This window comes from Schlesneria paludicola DSM 18645, assembly GCF_000255655.1.
Taxonomy (GTDB): Bacteria; Planctomycetota; Planctomycetia; order Planctomycetales; family Planctomycetaceae; genus Schlesneria; species Schlesneria paludicola.
Window position 1 is genome coordinate 850,139 of record NZ_JH636436.1, and the last position, 20,042, is coordinate 870,180.

General features: G+C 55.7%; 9 protein-coding genes. 7 read left to right on the top strand and 2 right to left on the bottom strand.

Features of this window, described 5'->3' with window-relative positions; genetic code table 11:
* Positions 1-109 precede the first annotated feature (109 nt).
* Together OSO_RS49120 and OSO_RS0137040 are read left to right on the top strand one after the other, a co-directional pair.
* Positions 110-3,241 (top strand): protein kinase domain-containing protein, encoded by a 3,132-nt coding sequence (locus OSO_RS49120; protein ID WP_010587813.1) that lies wholly within the window; start codon positions 110-112, stop codon positions 3,239-3,241.
* Positions 3,242-3,278: 37 nt separating this feature from the next.
* On the top strand, positions 3,279-4,562 hold the full coding sequence (locus OSO_RS0137040) for a hypothetical protein (protein WP_010587814.1): 1,284 nt from the start codon (positions 3,279-3,281) through the stop codon (positions 4,560-4,562).
* 172 nt (positions 4,563-4,734) lie between these two features.
* On the opposite strand, the gene OSO_RS0137050 is transcribed toward OSO_RS0137040, so the two are convergent.
* Complete coding sequence (locus OSO_RS0137050; RefSeq protein ID WP_029247854.1) at positions 4,735-5,010, bottom strand: hypothetical protein; 276 nt, start codon at positions 5,008-5,010, stop codon at positions 4,735-4,737.
* A gap of 532 nt (positions 5,011-5,542) precedes the next feature.
* Between OSO_RS0137050 and OSO_RS46620 the strand changes: the two genes are divergently transcribed.
* Positions 5,543-5,980: an Hpt domain-containing protein gene (locus OSO_RS46620; protein ID WP_010587817.1), complete on the top strand. Its 438-nt coding sequence runs from the start codon at positions 5,543-5,545 to the stop codon at positions 5,978-5,980.
* Positions 5,961-7,067: a response regulator gene (locus OSO_RS0137060; RefSeq protein WP_010587818.1), complete on the top strand. Its 1,107-nt coding sequence runs from the start codon at positions 5,961-5,963 to the stop codon at positions 7,065-7,067. The genes OSO_RS46620 and OSO_RS0137060 overlap by 20 nt, the downstream gene beginning before the upstream one ends.
* Positions 7,068-7,265: 198 nt before the next feature.
* Here the strand turns inward: OSO_RS0137060 and OSO_RS46625 are convergent, their stop codons facing one another.
* Positions 7,266-8,279 (bottom strand): class I SAM-dependent methyltransferase, encoded by a 1,014-nt coding sequence (locus OSO_RS46625; protein ID WP_010587819.1) that lies wholly within the window; start codon positions 8,277-8,279, stop codon positions 7,266-7,268.
* Positions 8,280-8,870: 591 nt separating this feature from the next.
* On the opposite strand from OSO_RS46625, the gene OSO_RS46630 reads away from it, so the two are divergent.
* The 3 genes from OSO_RS46630 to OSO_RS0137095 all read left to right on the top strand — a co-directional run bounded on the left by OSO_RS46630 (position 8,871) and on the right by OSO_RS0137095 (position 20,033).
* The gene (locus tag OSO_RS46630; protein WP_050986287.1) at positions 8,871-14,852 is read left to right on the top strand and encodes a response regulator; all 5,982 of its coding nucleotides are present in this window, start codon (positions 8,871-8,873) and stop codon (positions 14,850-14,852) included.
* A gap of 319 nt (positions 14,853-15,171) precedes the next feature.
* Entirely contained in the window at positions 15,172-16,479 is a 1,308-nt protein-coding gene (locus OSO_RS0137085) for an OmpP1/FadL family transporter (protein ID WP_010587822.1), read from the top strand.
* A 293-nt stretch (positions 16,480-16,772) separates the two neighbouring features.
* Complete coding sequence (locus OSO_RS0137095) at positions 16,773-20,033, top strand: efflux RND transporter permease subunit (protein WP_010587824.1); 3,261 nt, start codon at positions 16,773-16,775, stop codon at positions 20,031-20,033.
* Positions 20,034-20,042: the final 9 nt, after the last annotated feature.

A 20,042-nucleotide genomic window follows, 5' to 3' on the forward strand; every position in this document is an offset into this window, starting at 1 on the left:
AGTGCGGTGACGGGCCTCGCCAAGATTCGTAAACACCATGATTTCGTGAACATCAGGGTGCCTGTCCGTCTTAATATCAACAGGTCGTCAATGTCGAGGATTACGTGATATGGCCGTTGCTTTGGAAGCTGTTGTCCAGGATCTAACAGATTCTGGCATCATTTCGCCGGGCAAACTCGAACGGTTTGTGCCACCATTGGCAGATCAGGGAAGCGGTGAAGACCTGCTTCAGGCGCTTTATAAAGAGAATTTGCTTACCGCGTTCCAGTCACAACAAGTCATGGCGGGACGTGCCAAGTCATTGGTACTCGGCGGCTATCTGATTCTGGACGTCATTGGCGCCGGCGGGATGGGCCAGGTGTTCAAGGCCGAGCACCGTCGGATGAAACGGGTCGTCGCAATCAAGACGTTGCCCGAAGATGTCATGGCCGATGACGCCGCTGTGGCTCGTTTTCTGCGCGAAGTGCAGGCCGCCGCAAAGTTGCGCCATCACAACATTGTCGCAACGGACGATGCCGCAGAATTCAATGGCGTTCATTTTCTTGTGATGGAGTATATCGAGGGGCAAGACCTTTCGGTCGTCATCAGGCGGGACGGACCTCTCACTGTGGCCAAATCGGTGAGTTGCATCCTGCAGACTGCACACGGTTTGGAATATGCCCACAAGAAAGGCGTTGTTCATCGCGATATTAAGCCCGCCAATCTTCTGCTGGACACCGAGGACACCGTCAAGATTCTTGATATGGGCCTGGCACGGATTGAACGACGTCAGACGCAACACGATACGCGAAATGACCTGACTCTGAACGGAGATGTGTTCGGTACGGTTGACTTTATGAGTCCCGAACAAGCGGTCAATACTAAGGATGCCGACGCACGCGCCGATATTTATAGTCTGGGATGCACGTTCTACTATTTATTAACCGGACAGATGATTTACGGTGGCGAGACGGTCGTGCAGAAGATTCTGGCACATCGCGAGACGCCGATTCCCTCGCTGCCAACGATTCGCCCAGATGTCTCTCGCGAACTCGACGCAGTCTTTCAAAAGATGGTCGCAAAGAACCCTGATGCTCGATATCAGACGGTCAGTGATCTGATTGCCGATCTGGAACAATTCTCGGCGCCGCCCATTTCTTCGCGATTGATTCGACAGGGGAGCAAAAGCCCTGTTGCGAATCCCGCGCGGCCCTCGTGGAGGGACCCGGCTGCCAGGCCTCGCAAGATCGTAAGGGAGGAAAGCTCACGCTCCAGAACTCGAACTTTCGTGTTGCTGGCCATCGTGCTTGTGGGGGTTGCCGCGGCGTCTGGAACGTTTCTTGCGATGAGATTTTCGAAAGGGCCTCAGGTTGATTTGGCCAACGACTCCGAAGCGGTCGACGCAAACTCGCTTGCTGCCACCGACACCAATGCGACGGATGACGTGGCGTCGGTTTCCTCTGCCATGAATACTCAAGCCCAGGGTGAAGTGGCGGAAACGCAAAATCTGCAGGACATCGACGCGATTCAGAGTGTGGCCGGTAGCGACGAGCCACTGCCAAATGTAAGTGAGTCTTCGACGAATGAGACGATACCTAACTCGACAAAAGTCATGACTGACGAGGAACGCTCGCAGCAATCGACGATGATCGCGCCGACTGATCAAGATCCTAAGGCCATGGCGGCCAAGCAACTGCAAGCGGTGATCGAAGAATTGCAGGAGCTGAATCCCGAATTTGATGGTGTCGTGACTCCCGTGATTGACGAGGGTGTCGTGACGGAGTTGCAGATTCAGTCGGAGCAACTGAGCGACATCACGCCACTTGAGCAACTGACCGGGCTGACCGTCTTCGACTGCGATGGATGCGTGAACCTTGCGGACATCACCCCGCTTTCCGAGGCTGCGCTGACCGGACTTTCCTGCAATCGTACCAGCGTCTCGGATCTTTCTCCGCTCAAAGGAATGCCCCTGATACGCCTGGATTGTGCCTTTTCAGCCGTATCCAATCTCTCACCGCTAAGCGAACTTCCTTTGCAAGAACTTTCGATTGCCGAGACGAACGTCAACGATCTTTCACCACTCAACGGCATGCCTCTCACAAGCTTGGATTGCCGGAATACAAACGTCACCGATCTGACCGCGCTGGCTGGGATGAACCTGACAATTTTGAAGTTCAGCCCCGATGCAATCACGAGTGGGATGGAGGCAATCCGGCAAATGGAATCGCTGGTCACAATTCAGACGAGTGACGAAGCTGCGAAACCTTTGGCTGCGGCAATATTCTGGAAAAAATACGATCGCGAAATTCTCTCTGCGAAAAAAGACGAAGCTTCAATTGCCCCTGATCGCTCAGATACAGCATCCATAGCCGATAAAACAATGAAGCCAGAGCCATCTGATGTGCCACCTTCACCAAGTACAGGAGAGACGCCGACCAAGCCGATTCCGTTGGCACGGCCAGAGCCACTTGCGTCTCCTTTTACGGATGAGGTGGCTCGGGAAAGCCAACGGGCATGGGCCGAGTTCTTGGGGCAGTCTGTTACCGACCAGAATTCCATCGGGCTTAGTTTGGTCTTAGTTCCTCCCGGGGAGTTCCGCATGGGAAGTGATCCGAGTGACCCTCGTCGCCCAACACATGCGATTTCGGCTCGACCAGCCGTTGTGGAAGCCCCGATTTCCATCGGCGCCTTCGAAGTTACCCGCGGCGAATGGCGTCGCGTGATGGAATCGCAACCCTGGACCGCGCACCCAGCGGGCCAGATGGAAAACGATGACGAATTCCCCGCAAACTGGATCAGTTGGAATGAAGCGAGCGAATTCTGTGCGCGCCTCACAACACGAGAACACGAAAGCGGAGTCTTACCAAAGGGTGCGATTTATCGACTGCCAACGGAAACGGAATGGGAATGGTGCTGCCGGGCCGGTTCAGCCGGAGCTTTCGCGTGTCCTGATACCGAGATTGAAAAGTTCGCCTGGTTTGACCGGTACGACGAACGACATCCGTTCTTGGTCGGCCAACGGAAGCCGAATCGATTTGGTTTATTTGACCTGCACGGCAACGTTGCGGAATGGTGTTCCGATGTCGTCGATGGTCAAGCCTTGAGCGGCGCCCCTTCACCCGCGGGCAAGACAACAAAGGCCTATCTTCGCGGTGGCAATTTCAAACGCGCGGCCAAGCACTGCGGCTCGGCCGCTCGAGATCCGATGATGATTGACAGCAAGGCATCCGAGTCCGGGTTCCGCGTTGTGAAGACGCACTGAATAGAAGCTCCGGTGAACCACAGCCAAGGATTTCCACATGAAACTCATTCGAGCTCTGTTGATCGTCGTCATGACAGGCGCGATGTCGATTGCAGATGAGACTGCGGCCACTCGTGATCCGTTGACGCAACCGGCCCGTGACCTTGTGCGGCAGATGAATGACTTCTGTGTCGCGATGCACGGCACATACAACAAGATGGCTGAATTTGGAGAAGCTTACCGCGAAGCATACGACCTGCTGATCTTGGCCAAGCAGATCGATGGTTCAATTTCTTCTGCAGCATCAATGGACTCGATCAAAGAACAGATTGCCGAGTTCGACAGCGAAATTCATCATGTCGAACACCATCTTGATGAGTTTGCCAAGATTCAGGGGGCGGCATCGAAGGTGTCTCAGGACGCTGTTGTGAAGAATCTGGAACAGGTCGAGACGACACTCACCGGGATGTTGAAAACGTTGGGCATTCGTCGCAAACAGGCCGACGACGATTCACATGGTTCCGCAAACACGACTGTCGTGAATTCTTCCTTGAATCCCGTGTTGTTCGCATCGTCCAGCAAAGAGCTGACAATTCAGATGAATGAGTTTTGCAGTGTGATGCACCGCACGTACAACCAGATGCCTGAATTCGGCGAAGCCTATCGTGAGGCGTATGATCTGCTCAAACTCGCAAAACAAGTCGAAAGTCAGGTTGCATCGGGATCACCAGTTGGTCCCATCGGAGAGCAATTGACGGAAATTGACGGTGAAATCCACCACGTTGAGCAGCATCTTGGCGAGTTCGCCTCCAGTCAGGGGCCGACCAACAAGGCCGCTCAGGATGCCGTGACGACAAGTCTGGAAAAGGTTGAGTCCGTATTGGACGGGATGCTCAAGCAACTGGGCATTCGTCGCAAGGGTGCCGATGGCCACGATCATGGTTCGGATTCTGCTCATAACGGAACTGGTGGACCTGCTGAGATTCCGCTCAGCCAGCTCACGCAGTCTCTGACCTCTGAAATCACGTCGTTTTGCAATGCGATGAATCACAACTACAAGAACAATCCTGAATTTCCCGAGGCATATAAAGAGGCATATGCCTTGTACGAGATGTCCAAGAAGATCACCGATCTGACCCGAAAAAACGAACTGAACGACGAGTGCAAAGGGCTCTTGTCAGAATTCGACGGTGAAATCCATCACATGGAAGAGCACGTGAACGGATTCAAGGCGGATGACAAAGGTGGATCGAAGCGCGTTAAGCGAAAGCTGGCAGATGTCGAAACCGCATTGCATGCCGTGATGTCCCGTGCGGGAATCAAAAGAAAGCATGTGGATTGAAGGGAAACGCGGTCTTTGTTGCAGAGCGACAATCGAACGCGCGCGATCGGCCTGCATTATGGCCATCGACGATTCGATGGCGAAACGTATCGGTGTCCCTGAGCGATCATCGGGCCATGGACAAACGCAAGAACAGCAACCTTCGCTCGCACTGTGCAGCTCGACGAGGGCACTACTTGGCCGCGCGTAATTCGGACGTGACTGAGTTTGGAATCCGATGGCCGATCGAAATAGGGAGCAGGTATTCCAGATGTCCTTCGTAGGACCGTGCTTCCAGCTTGGTCATGTCCCAAGGGTCCATCTCGGGAGTTCCATACGTCTCGATCAGGCTCAGGATCGCGAGAATGTCGGAGTTGCCCCAGCTCACGGTTTGGGGCGAGTCTTTCAACCAAGCCGACCAGCCATCTGGATTCTGTTCTGCAACGATGATCACTAGCATTTGCATCATGGGCCGTTCTTCCGCATCTTCCCTGCTCAACTCAGTCTCACTCGCCATTTTTGTTGCTTTTCGCCACCGTTTCCTCCCGCGGGAGCGGAAAAGAAGGGTGTTTCGGCAATGCCAAGACGAACGAATCGCTCTCCACAGCCTACGTCGACTTTGACAGCGGGGTTTTTCCTTTTCGGACTTCCTGCTGAAAATACCGCACAGAAAAATTAGTGCAATAGAAGCACTGATAATGTGTACGTGCGTTTATTTTGGGTTGCCGGTTATGGCGGCGGTGATGTTTGCGCGATTTGGGGGAATTCAAGCGGTGTGAATCCAAACTGCGAATCACACTTTTCACGGAACTTTCTCAGAAGCAAGTTATGTTTCAGACTGAGTCCCTACGTCGCGGTGCCCTTCGCAGTGCCACATCGGCTTTCATCAACTTGGCCCTGCGGAATCGCCGAACGACGAGGGCGCAATGGGGCTCAAGACTCGCCAGATTGAACACCTCTGCGTTGCATTGGAAGAAGCGTGATCTGAAGGTAATTCGAAGATGCCCTATTCCCAATCCCCCAATCCCCTTGTAGATGCGCCTGCGATCGACTTTATCGGTCTGCTGGGCCGTTGCTTGGGAAACCTCAAAATTGTCGAACGAGTTCTCGCGACATTTCTCGAGACGGGCTCGTCCGATCTTCATCAACTTCAAGGTGCCGCTGATAAAGCGGACTACGCCGCGATTGTCGAGATCGCACACCGATTCAAAGGATCGGCGAGCAACGTCTCTGCGAAGGGATTGACTGAACTCTTGATCGATGCCGAACGATTTGGGCACGATCAGGACGACATCGAACTCTCGCGAACATTGCAGTCGCTCTGGTCGGAATGGGAGGCCGTTCGCCGTTTTGCTCAGGCGTTTGTGCCCGCAGCGAATGAATCGCTCAAGCACACCCATGGAACATTGGAGACACGTCATGCGTGTGCTGGTCGCTGAAGATGATGCTGTTACCTCTTTCATGCTCGTGTACTGTCTTGAACAGTTCGGGTATGAGGTCACTGCCGTCGATAACGGTCTGAAGGCCTTGGAGCTTGTTCGTACGGGCGAGTTCCAATTGGTGATTTCCGACTGGTCGATGCCGAAGATGACGGGTGTCGAGCTGTGTCGACAGATCCGGAAGCGGCCGTCGAGCAGCTATACGTACGTGATCCTCTTGACCTCACACGAGGGAACGAACAGTGTGGTGGAAGGTCTGGATGCTGGTGCGGACGACTTCATCACCAAACCATTCCAACCCGAAGAATTGCAGGTTCGCCTGCGGACCGGTGAACGAGTTCTGTCCCTTGAAAGTCGTGATGTCACGATTTTCGCACTCGCCAAGCTCGCCGAGTCCAGGGATTTTGAGACCGGTGCACATCTCGATCGAATTCGCGAGTACTGTCGCGTCCTGTGCGAACACCTGCTCGATCATGGGCCCTATGTGGATCAGATCGACGGCGATTTTGTGCGCATGGTCTATCTGACGAGCCCGTTGCACGACATTGGGAAGGTCGGAATCCCCGACAAGATTCTGCTGAAGCCCGGAAAGTTGACCGACGAAGAATTCGAGGTCATGAAGCAGCATGCCCAGATCGGCAGCGAAACACTGGATGCTGCCTTGCAGGCCCGGCCAGATGCAGAGTATTTGAGAATGGCGCGGGACATCGCTCGCAGTCATCATGAAAAATTCGATGGGACGGGTTATCCCCTGGGGCTGAAAGGGAACGATATCCCGATGTGTGGACGTATCGTCGCGCTCGCCGATGTGTATGACGCACTGACGACAAAACGCATCTACAAATCGGCGTTCAGTCACGAAAAAGCCCGCGAGATTATTCTTGATGGCAGCGGCAAACACTTCGACCCGGCCATTGTTGATGCCTTTGTCGAGACCGAAGAAAAATTCGTCGCGATCCGTCGACGGTTCGCGGATTACGATGCCACGATCGCGACGGAATCCGTGACAGCACCGTCGCAATCAAACCTTGGTAGCGTTGGTCGAGTGGCGACGCCATTCGAGTACCTTGCGCCCGCCATGAATTGACTCAATGCGCTGATTGCGGACATTGCCGCTGGACGCGATCTTCAATCCCATACGGACAGGTAAGGACGTTGACGCTCGGTCGAACCAAATGAAAAGGTCAGTCCCCTTGAACAAAGAGGCACTGACCGGAACATACGACAACGGGGATACAACGGATAAGACAAACACTTCAAAGCGATTTACAAATCTCGATAAGTATTACTTCTTCGTGACGCGCAAGAAAATGATGTTCTGATTTTCTTCGGCGAACAGTGAGAGGTGGCTGATCTCTGATTCTTCAATCTCTGCGGTCAGATTCACCATGTCCTGACGGCTGCGATAAATCAGCTTCCAATCCATGAAGGCTTCCATGAATCCAATATCGCGAATGCCTGGAAGGAAGTTTGCGACGACCAGCTGCCCACCTGGATTGAGCATGTCGAACATCGTCGTCACCAGTCGACGACCCGTATTTAGACTTAGATAGTCGTACAGTCCGGTCGTATAAACCAGATCGAACGTGCCGATCTGCAGGCGATTCGTAATCAAAGGACCAAACGACGAGGGAACGGTTTGTACGCCATAAGGACCATAGGCTCGCTCGACCTCTTGCAGGCTGATCGGGTCCGAATCGAGTGCCACGAATCGGCCGATTCTTCGACGGCGAAGGGCGGTTGTGAGATTCGCTTCCCGCAGATGGCCGGCTGCGATGGCTAGAATGTCCTGGCCTGGACGTTCAGTTGTTGTCTGGTCGATGAGGTCTGTGATAAATCCGCGGCGGGCGCGTACACCTTCCGCAGCAGGGGCCGATGACGTGTAACGATAGATATCCAGACCCAGGGGCGTCGCCTTGGGTTCCGGCATTCGATCTTCGGGGCCGTAAATCAAATCGATCAATTCGGCATCACCGGCATAACCGCGAGGCTTTGCGAAGGCGCGGCCGGTAAAGGGATCTTCATGCAGTGTGGGCAGGATTGGATGATTTCGACAGGTTTGGATCAGTGCCTCCCAGTGATCTGGAGGTGAACTGAGCCGCATTTGATTCACTCCGCCAAAAAGCCCGTCGAGCGCCATGCCGACTTGCTCGCGGTTTCCATTGGAAGTGAGCAATGCACGATGCGTCTGATCGAGCAATACAAGCAGGTCCGCATCACGTTCGACCAGACTCTTTCGATCGTCGAGAAGCGGTTCGACATTGGATTTGCGCTTGCGCAGGTTCGACGCGGTTTTCATGGGCGATGACTACCGGGGGGTGACCCCCGCTCCTGATGGGATGTGTGACGTGAGTTTGACTAATCCTCAGAGTTTCGCGCTCGGATTCGCCGAATCGAACCAAAACCATTGGATAAGTTCAATATGCCCCACACAATTTTTTCTTCATGACGGAATCAATGTACAGGTCTCCGTTTTTTTTGTACTCGCGTTTGGTCCGTAGACTGGGTAAGGAAAAACATTTTTGTCGTAAACCCGAATTGCCGGCGACTTGTCGGGTTGTATCACTCGTAACCCGGCTGAAGTGAAGCATTCATCACTGTCTGCCCCGCTTCGAACCGGTCTTTCGGAACCGCAGTCAACTGTCGCGCGATCCGACAAATCGGCATTCATGGACAGGTCGGCCGCGGCTTTCAAGAAATTGCCCGACATCGTCACGTCGCAGCGTTGGGGCGAGCCCGAAGAATCTATGCTTCCTTGGACAACGTGTTGTTGCGCGGCTCTTGTTCGCGACGAACGGTTGTCGGAAACAAACCCTCTCGCGGGTCTCAACGGATTGGCCACGCGCGAGGGAGTTCACACGAACGTCTCACTTCTCTCCTCGGCGAGTCAATGATGGGGTCCGGTGCGGATTCGACATACCTGCACGAAGGTTCGGCCGAGCCGCTTCGCGCTGCGCGTTTCCGTACACTTGTCGGCGATCAGTTTCGCTCGATCCGGGCTTTGAACGGCGCCTCAAAGTCGGAGACATTACAGGCGGTGGAATGCCCGTCCGAACAGGTGGTGGTCGTCAAACCGATCCCGGTCCAGATTCTGACGGCAGGTGTTCAACTTCGACTTCAACATGAGCAGGTCGCTTTTCAGAACCTTGCGCCTGATTGGCTGGCACCGCTTCGAGAGATTCGTCGAGGTCGAGATTGCTGGTACTGCATTCGCAATTACATTCAGGGTGTCTCTCTTCAATCGCGACTACGCGATGCCGCGCTCAGCGTTTCGGAAACGTTGAATGTGGGCCGATGCCTATTGCTGGCTCTTCGCGAACTGCATGGCCGAGGCGGCCTGCACGGAAACATTAAGCCTTCGAATCTGATTGTGAGTCCGCAAGGGGCCTGTGATACGGCCACTCTTGTCGATGGCGGATTGTGGGACGGGGGACAACTCGACAAGTCCGCGACGGACGGACACTTGAGGGGAACGCTCTACTTCTCGCCGGAACAGGCCGGACTCATTGATCGAGATCTCCGAGAAACGTCGGACCTGTACGCAGTGGGGTTGGTCCTGTTTGAGTGCCTTGCGGGACGGCCGCCATTTGAAGAGGACAGCGCGGGTCTTGTTCTGCTTCAGCATATGACCGCCGACGTGCCTCGACTTCGAGGCATACGTGCGGAATTGCCGCGCGCGATCGACGACCTCATTCAACGTCTGCTACGAAAAGATCCTCGCGATCGCTATCAATCCGCGGATGCGGTGCTTGCCGACCTGGAACTGATTGCCACCGCGCTGGCCTCGGGTGATCGCGATCCGACACTCGTCCTGGGACTGTCCGATCGTCGACGAACTTTGACGGCCCCAGCCTTTGTTTCGCGTCGCCGTGAAATGAATGAACTATGTACCCACCTGGCACGCGTTCGCGAGGGGCAGGGAAGTCTAGTCCTGCTTGAGGGGAAGTCGGGGCAAGGCAAAACGCGGCTACTAACGGAATTGGCACAACGCGGAATCGAGGATTCGTTTCGAATTTTTCGCTGTCAGGCACAAGACCAGGTCGGACAGAAGCCGCTCCAATTGCTGGGGGGGATTGTTCAAGAACTCTTGACCGTCGCGCGTGGGGAAAGTGGATTCGTCGAAGCCCTGCGCACGCGATTGGGGCACTATGCCGATGCCGTTGCCGCGGCATTACCTGAATTGGCGCCTGTTCTGGGACATGCCGCGTCGCCCCAGTTGATTCCCGAGGCCTTCGGCGAAGCACGCAGCATCGAGGCTCTGGCCTGTTTTCTGGAAGCTATCGGATCACGAGAGAAGCCGGCACTGATTATCCTGGATGATTGTCAGTGGGCGGATGAAATGATGGTTCGTCTGATCGCCCGTTGGAATTCTTTGAGGCAAGCCGATCCCGACGACATCCATTTCGTCATGCTGGTGGTGGGAGTTCGCTCGGACCAAATCGAATCCGACGATCGCCTCTATAAGATGCAGCCGACGGCGCACCTGCGACTTTCGGCGTTTGAACCCGATGAAATTCAGCAACTCGTGGAATCGATGGCGGGGCGGCTTCCCTCCGATGCCTTGGACCTCGTCCTGCGGCTCTCGGACGGAAGTCCTTTCATGGCGTCCGCCATGCTTTACGGCCTGGTCGAATCCGGCGCTCTTGTCGCGGAAAATGATGGATGGCGCGTCGAGCCATTGGCCCTTTCTGATCTGCAGTCTTCAAGTTCCGCCGCGTCGTTCCTCCTGCGGCGGATTGAGTTACTCCATCCCAATACGGTTGAGCTGTTGTCGATCGGTGCCTTGCTGGGGAAGGAGTTTGAGCTCGGCATTGCCACGGCTCTCACGCGTCAAACGCCGCACGAAGTGATTGCGGCCCTCGAAGAAGCCCGCCAGCGAAATCTGATTTGGCTGCGACCATCGGCGTCCCACGGCGTATTCGTACATGACCGAATTCGCGAGGCGCTTGTCGGACGTCTTGGCACCGAAATGAGATGCGAGGTCCATGCTCGCGCAGCGAAGTATCTGCGCGACAATTCCCCCGATCAGGTCTTTGAGCTGGCCTACCATTTCGATGCCGCAGGAGACAGCGAGAGCGCGTTGGCATATGCGCTCGCGGCAGCGGAACAAGCCCGTGCGTTACATTCGCTCGAAGTCGCCGAGCAACAGTACAGGATTGCCGAACGCGGTTCGCAAGCGGCAGATAATCAAATCAAGTACCGCATTGCGATCGGACTTGGTGAATGCCTGATGCTTCGCGGTCAGTATCTGAACGCTGCACCACAGTTTGAACAAGCCGCGCTGTTGTCCGAAGGGCCGCTGGCGAAGGCGCAAGCCACCTGCAAGTTGGGCGAGCTGGCATTCAAACGGGGCGAAATGGAGGCTGCGACCCATGCGTTTGAACAAGCCCTGCGTCAGCTTGGGCGGTGGGTTCCTCGTCACTCAATTGTCATGCTGATCTGCTTCGTTTGGGAGGCGATCGTGCAGGCGCTGCATACGATGTTCCCGCGGCTGTTAACGTCGCGCAGCAGGGCCCAACCGTCGGAAGCCGAGCTACTTGGATACCGCATCTTCAGCCGTCTGGCTCACGGATACTGGTTCACACGCAGCAAAACGCATGTGCTCTGGACGCACCTGCGCGGAATGAATTTGGCCGAATACTACGCACCGACGCTCGAACTGGCACAGTCCTATTCCGAGCACGCACCAGCGATGAGTCTCATTCCGTGGTATGGGCGTGGACTTGCGTATGCCAAGAAGTCTCTCGCCATCCGCACGGAACTCGGCGATCTGTGGGGACAAGGGCAGTCACTGCATTATATTGGAATCATTCTTTACACCGGGTCCCGCTATCGCGAGTGCGTGGAACGAATCCGCGAAGCCGTCCGCCTGCTGGAACGAACGGGCGATTTCTGGGAAGTGCATATTGCTCGGTATCAAAGTGCCGCCGCGCTCTACCGTCTGGGCGATCTGCAAAGCGCCGTCGAACAGGCGCGTCGAATTCATGAATCGGGGCTCGAACTTGGCGACTATCAGGCCTCGGGAATCAGTCTCGATATCTGGGCTCGCGCCGCGCCGGGCACGGTGCCTTTGGATCGACTTCAGGCTGAACTCGAACGCGTGCGCCCCGATGCGCAAGGGACCGCCGAGGTGTTACTGGCTCAGGGTGTCTGCTTGATGTCCGCAGGCGAACACGCTCAGGCGGCCGCTGCGTTCGATCGCGCCCTCGCTGTTGCAGGGCAGGCCGGCGTGATGAACTCCTATGTCGCTCCGAACGTGGCGTGGTTGGCAAGCGCGTTGCGCCACCAGGCCCAATCAGATCAAAGTCACACGCCCTGGAAGCGTCATCGGCTGATTCGCCGTGCGATTGTCGTTTCGTTCCGTGCCGTCTGGCTGGCTCTGAGATTCCGCAACGATCTGCCACATGCGCTGCGCGAAGCCGCACTGGTGATGGCGGTACGCGGAGTTCGCTGGCCGATTCGCCGACTTCTCGACCTCAGTCTTTCCGTCGCCCGACGACAGGACGCCGCCTATGAATATGCGCAGACATTGAGTGTCCGTGGTCAGCTTGGAGTAGAACTCGGATGGCCCAAAGCCGACGACGAAATTGAGCGGGCCGCAAATCTGCTCTGCGACTTTAGTCTTGCCGCTGAAAGTGCCAAACCAACTGATAGTAATGCTCAACCCGTCACAATCTCGCTTGTGGATCGATTTGACGTCGTGCTGCACTCCGGGCGAAAAATTGCCTCAGCCCTCTCTCCAGAAACGGTGTTTTCTGAGGTGCGTGACGCCGCGCGTCGATTGCTGCGAGGTGAACACTGCGATGTGATTGCCGTCACGCCAGACGATCTTTCCAGCCAGGTTCGACAGGCCGAGTCGCCGACGCCCGAGGTGCTTCTGATGCAGCGCGCCCTCACGGCGGGACACGCCGTGACCCACGCGGAAGAAGGACCGCAGCCGCGCCGCAAGAGCAATACTGTCCTCGACACCAGTTCGTCATTGTGCGCTCCCGTGTTTGTACGCGGAGCCGCCGTCGCATGCCTGAGAGTCAGGCATGAGCATGTTTCAGGGTTATTTGGGCCCGACGAAGAGCGGCTGGCCGATTTTATCACTGCCATTGCCGGTGCTGCTCTTGAGAATGCCGATGGCTTTTTCCAACTGCAACAACTCAACAGCACACTCGAACAGCGCGTGGCCGAACGAACGGCCGCAGCCGAACGACGTGCTCAAGAGTTGATTCTTTCGAATATCGAATTGGAACGCACCGCGAATGAGTTGCGTCGCACGGAAGAAAAACTGCGCGAGGCGAAGGAAGCGGCCGAAAACGCCAGCCAGGCCAAGAGCCAGTTCCTGGCGACCATGAGTCACGAAATCAGGACGCCGATGAATGGGATCATTGGCATGACCGATCTCACGCTGATGACACGTCCGACTGCGCAGCAAACCAGTTACCTTCGTGTCGTCAAGCAGTCGGCGGATTCGCTGATGCGGTTGCTCAATGACATCTTGGACTTCTCCAAGATCGAAGCAGGAAGGCTGGAGTTGGAATCGATTCCATTCGATCTTCGAGAAACGGTCAGTGATGCCGTCCGTATTCTCTCGGTGAAGAGTGCACAGACGGGGCTGGAGCTGAACTATCAGATCGCTCCTGATGTGCCGTTGTTGGTGGGGGGGGACGCGGGACGCTTGCGACAGATCCTCGTGAATCTTGTTGGAAATGCGATCAAGTTTACGGCCGAAGGTGAAGTCTTCGTCGACGTTTGGACCGAAGAGCGACGGTTTGATGATGTCACGCTTCATTTTGCGATTCGCGATACGGGAATCGGAATCTCGGAAGAACAGAAAGACCGAATCTTTGCCTCCTTCAGTCAGGCTGACAATTCCATCACGCGGCGTTTCGGTGGGACAGGATTGGGACTGTCGATTTCGTCTGAACTTGTGGAATTGATGGGCGGGAAAATCTGGGTCGAGAGCGAACTGGGGCATGGCAGTACTTTCCACTTTACTGCTCGTCTGACGTTGCCTGTCGAAGCCGCTGCTTCCGAAAAGTCGCGAATCGTCTTTCCGCCTGTTCCGGTGTTAATTGTCGACGACCATCCCACCAGTCGCAGTGTTCTCACTGATACGCTCGAGCAAATGGGACTGCAGCCTCAGGCCGTTCACAATGCAGAAACCGCGTATCTCATGATGCGTTATGCGGTGATGTCGCAGACACCTACGCAACTGGTCCTGATCGATGCCATGATGCCGGGACAAGACGGGTGGGCACTTGCTGAGCAGATTCGACGAGATCCCGATCTGTCCGGCTGCCCGATTCTGATGCTCGTTCCCGCCAGCCACGTCTACACCGAACAACAGAACGAGGCCTTACGTTCGAACACGTGGTACTTCACGAAGCCTGCCAAGGTCTCTGAGTTGGCAGACGCCATTCAAGAGGCACTCAGTGTTTCGAGCGGCAATGATGGGTCTCTACGTGAAGAGGCGGTCACGACGCAGCAACCGATGCGAATCCTGCTTGTCGATGACGCACCGGTGAATCGAGAAGTCGCCACGGGCCTTCTTGAGATGTTTGGACACCACGTTCAGACCGCGACGAATGGCCGTGAAGCGGTTGAGTTGCTGGAATCGCAGGCGTTTGACGTTGTGCTCATGGATCTGGAAATGCCAGAAATGGACGGAATGTCTGCGGCCATCGAGATTCGAAAACGGGAACAAAGTAAATCTGTCTCGACCCCGATCTTCGCGATGACGGCGCATGCCACGAACGATATTCGCGACCGTTGTCTTGAAGCCGGGATGGATGGTTACCTGACCAAACCCATTCAACCGGACGAACTGATGGCAACGCTGGAGTCGCTCGAATCGAGCTATTGCCAGATCAGCAAAATCTAAAAAAATCATCAACGGGACGCCACGACGCTGGGAGCGTCCATCCCGCATTCCCAACCTCAATAGGACCAGCGCCGCGCGAGGCTTGTGCCCCATTCTGACGCTTTCGGCCATAGATCGCCTTTTCAGCGTTAAAAGGTACCGAAATTGACTATTTCCACAATTCGTGGGTTTTCGCTTCAGTTTTCAGGGCGAGGGGGCACTGAGATTTCATGTGGGAAGAATAAACTTCAACGAAAACTTCGTTAGAACCGATGGACCCAGCACGATCCTCATATCCGTTGTCTCGGAAAGGGCTCTCGCAGTGGTTCGATCCCGCATAATGCTCTTCTGTTGCCTGGTTGCGTTCGGTAACGTCGATTTCGTCAGGGCCCAGTACGGCGCTCAGATGACAAGCGTTGGGGCCATCAATCGATCGATGGGAGGCACATCGACGGCGGCTCCACTCGATACTCTGGGGGCGTTCCTTTGGAACCCGGCCACCATTACGGCCCTGCCCAATTCGGCGGATATGTCCGTCGAATTGATGTTGCCACATTCGAAGCTGTCGTCATCGGTTGCTCCAGGGGCGTTCGGTCCGGGAACGCCACCAATTGGTTTTTCGGGCTCGGACAACAGCAACAGCGGCGTTTTTCCGCTGCCCAATTTGGGGCTCGTCTACCAACCCGAGGGTGTGTTGGATTACGCGGGACATGAAATGCCGGTCTCGTTCGGACTCGGCGTTTTGACGGTTGGTGGATTTGGCAGCAATTTTCCCGGCAGCAACTCGAATCCGATTCTGATGCAGCCGCCGCTCGGAGTGGGGCCGATTTTCGCCCAGTACGTTCTCACGCAGATTGTGCCGACCGTTGCACTTCAAGTGACCGAGAAGCTGTCGGTTGGAATCTCGCCAATGATCGATTTGGCCAATCTGAGTGTCGATCCCGGAATTCTTTCGGCTCCTGATCCATCGGGAGGCGGTGCGGTTTACCCTCCCGCCACGCATGGAACGTATCAATGGGGAGCCGGGGTTCAAGGGGGTGTTTACTACAAAACAGACAACTGCTGGCAGTTTGGTGCGTCGCTGAAAAGCCCCCAATGGTTCAACGCGTTTCAGTTCAACTCGCGCGATCCCGCAGGTGCACCTCGTGACATCAAAGCACTCGTCAATGCACCGATGATTGCCTCGGTCGGTACCGCCTACACCGGCTTTGAACGGTGGTTGCTGGCTCTCGACCTGCGTTACCTTGACTATGCGAATACCGCTCCGTTTGCCGCATCGGGAGTATCGCCAAATGGTGCGGTCAATGGATTGGGGTGGAACAGCATTTTTGCCGTTTCAACCGGGGCACAGTACCAGCTTTCTGAGATGTTCTCCTTGCGGGGCGGCTATTCGTTCAATACGAACCCGATCAGCAACGACAATACGTTCGTCAACGTGGCGACGCCGCTCGATATCCAACACGGCATCTACTTCGGTGGCTCGGCGAACGTGACTCCGCGTCTCAAGATCTCGTTGGCTTACGCACACTTCTTCGCGAATACGATCAGCGGCGCCTGGGTCAGTCCACTCGGTCCGATCCCTGGAACCAATGTCACCGCGACCAGTTCCGCAGACTCCGTCATTGCGAGCGCCAGCTTCCTGTTCTGATCGATTGGCGCATGCGACGTCACGATGATTTTTATTGCACGTTGCGCCTTCGTCTGACCGCGTCTCGCAGAGAATCGCGGCTTTCGTCTGCTTTCCAATCGGTGTTTCGATGGATCCTGATCTCTGATTCGCAAATTCTGTGGATCGAGCGATCCAATCCCGCCAGTCAAAGTACGTCCGACAGCGAGTTTCTGCGACGGCTCAGATCCCTTCATCTTCGCCATGCTATCACTGTGGCGATTGCAATCGCCACAGTGATAGCATGGCGAATCCGAGCCACGTGAGTAACTGCCATGAATCCGATCAATTTCGCTCTCCGACGTCCCAAGACGGTGACCGTGGCATTGATCACGATCGTATTGATCGGCCTGAGCGTCATTCGGCCCAAGTCGATCGATTCCTGGTTGTCGCAGCAGGGGATTGACCTGCCACTCAAGCGAATGGCTGTCGACGTCTTTCCCGCGTTGAATCTGCCCGTCATCTATGTTTGCCAGCCGTATGGCGGGATGGACCCGGCGCAGATGGAAGGGTTGCTCACGAACTATTACGAGTACCACTTCCTCTACATCAATGGAATTCATCACGTCGAAAGTCGCAACATCCAGGGCATGGCTCTGATGAAGCTGATTTTCCATCCCGGTACGAATATGGCACAGGCGATGGCCGAAACCATCAACTATGTGAACCGCTCACGTGCGTTCATGCCGCCCGGAACCGTGCCGCCGTTTGTAATGCGATTTGACACTGGAAGCGTACCCGTGGGATATCTCGTCTTGTCGAGCGGTACCAAGACGATTGCCGAGATTCAGGATCAGGCCTTGTTCAAAGTCCGGCCAATGTTCTCGTCATTGCCTGGAGTTTCCGCACCGCCACCGTTCGGGGGATCGGCACGGACGATTGTGATCCGAGCGAATCCGGATCGACTGCGTGCTTATGGATTGTCGCCCGATGACGTCATTGGTGCATTGACGAACGGAAATGCAATCAGTCCTTCCGGCAACCTGCATCTCGGCGATTTCTATCCAACCGTTCCCACGAACGGGATGGTCCGCGATATTCGTGAACTGGGGCAAATTCCCCTGAAGACCGGGGATCACACGGTTTACCTGCGCGACATCGGTTCGATCGAAGACGCCGCTGATATCAGTACCGGCTATGCCTTGGTGAATGGCCGACGTGCCGTTTACATCCTCGCCACGAAGCGAGCTGATGCGTCAACGATGAGCGTTATTGATGAGATCAAACGCGCCTTGCCCAAGATGCAGAAAGAGCTGCCCGAGGACATCAAAGTCTCGTTTGAGTTTGATCAGTCGCCCTATGTCACGCGCGCCATTCAAAGTTTGGCGACAGAAGGAACGCTCGGGGCTCTCTTGACGGGATTGATGGTATTGATCTTTCTTCGTGACTGGCGAAGCGCTCTCGTCGTTGTGCTGAACATTCCGCTGGCAATTCTGGCGGCGATCGTGGGGTTGTGGATGACCGGTCAGACGGTGAATCTCATGACCCTCGGTGGTTTGGCTTTGGCCGTTGGAATTCTCGTCGATGAGGCGACGGTCGAGATGGAAAATATTCATTCCCAACTTGGGGCGACACGTTCCGTGGCACTCGCCGTTTGGCGAGGCAATTCACAAACCGCGGTGCCGCGATTGCTGGCCATGTTGTCGATCTTGGCGGTGTTCGTGCCCACGTTCTTCATGGTCGGAGCCCCGCGCGAACTATTTGCTCCGCTGGCTCTCGCCGTCGGTTTCTCGATGATCGCCTCCTATCTTCTTTCGAGTACCTTTGTGCCGATCATGTCCGTCTGGTTGTTGAGGTCGCATCCCGAGATTGGGGCCAGTGAACATGAAACGCAGGAATCGCGCATCGTCAGAAGGTACCGGAGCCTGATCGAAGCGGTGGTGGCATTCCGGTGGCTGGTTGTCCCGGCATATCTGCTGGTCTGTGGAGTCGCACTCTGGCTGATTGGTCCGTGTATGGGAGTCGAGATCTTCCCCACGATCGACGCAGGAGAGTTTCGGCTGCGCGTCCGGGCACCGGATGGCACGCATATTGACCAGACGGAACAAATCACGTTGCGTGTTCTGGAAATCGTGCGAAAGACAATCGGGGCCGAGAACGTCGACCTGACGCTGGGCTACGTCGGAACGGTGCCCGCTTCCTTTCCGATCAATGCGGTCTACCAATTCTCGCGTGGACCCGAAGAAGCGATCCTGCGGATTGCACTCAAGCACAATCGGATTCGTACAGAACCCATGAAAGACGCGTTGCGGGTGGCGCTCAAACAGGCGTTGCCAGACGTCCGGTTCTCGTTTGAGCCGGCCGACATTGTCAGTGAAGTGATGAGCTTTGGTTCGCCAACCCCGATTGAAATTGCCATTCGCGGCGGCTCGCTCGCCGAAAATCGCGACTTTGCCACGACCGTTCAGGCCGCACTCGCCGAGATTCCGGAACTGCGCGATATCCAGATTGCCCAGGCGTTGGACTATCCCACCGTCGATGTCAAAATCGACCGCGAGAAGGCCGGACGTGCAGGAGCCAACATGACCCAGATTGGACGATCGGTCGTCGCCGCCACGTCGTCCAGCCGATTCGTTGTCCCCAATTATTGGCCTGATCCGAAGACAGGGATTGGATACCAGGTACAGGTTGAGATTCCCCAAAAAGCGATGAAGACCCTCGACGATCTCGGAACGGTTCCTGTCTTGAATCACCCCACAAATGCCCTGTTGCTACGGGACGTTGCGCAGCTCAGCCAGGGTTCTGCTCCCGGAGAATTTGACCGCTACAACATGAAACGTGAACTGTCATTGACTGCGAACATCGCGGACGCGGATTTGGGACGCGTTTCGCCGAAGATCGTGAGCTGTCTCGACCGTCTCGTACGTGAAGACAACGCGGCCAAGGACAGGCTGCAGCAGTCGGGAGCAAAACCAGGACGCGTGAGCTACGAGCTGCGCGGACAGATTCCTCCATTGCGTCAGATGCTCAGTGGGCTTGGGGTGGGGCTGGTCCTTTCATTGCTGGCGATTTTCCTCTTGCTGTCGGCCAATTTTCAGTCCTTTCGCTTGTCATTCGTCGCCATCTCGTCCACGCCTGCCGTTCTCTGCGGTGTCGCTGTGACACTGTGGCTGACGGGTTCAACTCTGAACATCCAATCGTTCATTGGAACGATCATGGGACTGGGTGTCGCGATGGCCAATGCCATTCTGGTCGTCAGTTTTTCCGAACAGCGTCGATGTGAGGGGCAATCCGCGATGGAGGCCGCTTCGCACGGTGCCGCGGCTCGCTTGCGGCCGATCGTCATGACCAGTTGCGCCATGCTTGCGGGAATGCTGCCGATGGCGCTGGGGTTTGGTGAAGCGGGTCAGCAAACCGCGCCGCTTGGTCGAGCCGTGATGGGGGGGCTCGCGGCCGCAACTTTGGTCACACTCTTTGTTTTGCCCGCCGTCTTCGCAGTCGTCCAGGCGCGTCGTTCGGTGTCGTCGGTTTCACTGCATCCGTTTGACTCATCCAGTTCCCAATTCCAGAACGAGCAAGCCGCTCCCCCAACGTGACGGTACATC

Bases quoted from the DNA above. Each gene is read 5' to 3' on its own strand.
- OSO_RS0137050 (WP_029247854.1), bottom strand. From the start codon at position 5,010: ATGATGCAAATGCTAGTGATCATCGTTGCAGAACAGAATCCAGATGGC.
- OSO_RS0137060 (WP_010587818.1), top strand. From the start codon at position 5,961: ATGCGTGTGCTGGTCGCTGAAGATGATGCTGTTACCTCTTTCATGCTC.
- OSO_RS0137085 (WP_010587822.1), top strand. From the start codon at position 15,172: ATGCTCTTCTGTTGCCTGGTTGCGTTCGGTAACGTCGATTTCGTCAGG.
- OSO_RS46630 (WP_050986287.1), top strand. From the start codon at position 8,871: ATGATGGGGTCCGGTGCGGATTCGACATACCTGCACGAAGGTTCGGCC.
- OSO_RS46620 (WP_010587817.1), top strand. From the start codon at position 5,543: ATGCCCTATTCCCAATCCCCCAATCCCCTTGTAGATGCGCCTGCGATC.
- OSO_RS0137040 (WP_010587814.1), top strand. From the start codon at position 3,279: ATGAAACTCATTCGAGCTCTGTTGATCGTCGTCATGACAGGCGCGATG.
- OSO_RS46625 (WP_010587819.1), bottom strand. From the start codon at position 8,279: ATGAAAACCGCGTCGAACCTGCGCAAGCGCAAATCCAATGTCGAACCG.
- OSO_RS0137095 (WP_010587824.1), top strand. From the start codon at position 16,773: ATGAATCCGATCAATTTCGCTCTCCGACGTCCCAAGACGGTGACCGTG.
- OSO_RS49120 (WP_010587813.1), top strand. From the start codon at position 110: ATGGCCGTTGCTTTGGAAGCTGTTGTCCAGGATCTAACAGATTCTGGC.